We start from the raw sequence: 723 nt of genomic DNA, 5'->3' as shown, positions 1-723 counted from the left end.
GGCGGTCGAGCAGGTCCACCTGCTCCGCACGGTCGGTGGCCGGGAGGCCGATGAGCGGGGCGGGGTCGGCAGTGAGCGCGAGCCAGCCGACGGAGTACTCGGGGCGCACCAACGGAGGGACGGAAGGGCTGCCGGCGTTGCGCAGCGCGATGTGGACCGAGGTGCCGGAGGAGAGCTGCGCGAGGTCCTCGCCCGCCTGGACCGTCGAGCCTGCGGTGACCCGGGGGTGGGCCGTGCGGGGGAAGGACAACGTCAGCACGTGCGGGCCGCAGGTGACCTCCACCCGGCCCGGTGCCGTGGCGAGGACCTTCCCTGCGGCGGGAGCCTGCAGCACGGCGGCCCGGTCGAGCCACAGGTCGATGCCGGTGGGCACCGTGGCAGCGGAAGCGGCTGACAGCGCCGGAGTCCGACTGAGTCGTGCATGTGCGTACCGGGTGGCCACCGCAGCCGCTCCGTCCGCGAGCGCGGCGGCCGACAGCCGGTCCTCGGTGTCGGCTTCGAGCCACGCTCCGTGGTCCATGGAGTCGGCGCCCGTGGACAGATCGAGGAGGGTGATGTCGTCGGCGGTGAGGCCTCGCAGCAGGGAGTGCACCGGTGAGTCGGCTCGAGCAGGCACGTCCGCCAGGCCGATCGCGTCCTGGACGAGGTGGATCATCACCGGAAGCGGCAGGCGGGTGGCCTGTTCGAATATGCGCCACTCGCGGTCCAGCGCGGCCTTGGCGT

The 723-nt window shown here is 73.2% G+C and carries 1 pseudogene; it reads right to left on the bottom strand.

Annotated features, from left to right (window positions below):
• A pseudogene (locus BZY54_RS45325) lies at positions 1-723 on the bottom strand (aminotransferase); the annotation flags it as partial.

The organism is Streptomyces carpinensis (genome assembly GCF_002154505.1).
Lineage (GTDB): Bacteria > Actinomycetota > Actinomycetes > Streptomycetales > Streptomycetaceae > Streptomyces > Streptomyces carpinensis.
The sequence above is the reverse complement of the archived record's forward strand: the minus strand, read 5'-3'. Positions and strand labels throughout refer to the sequence as shown.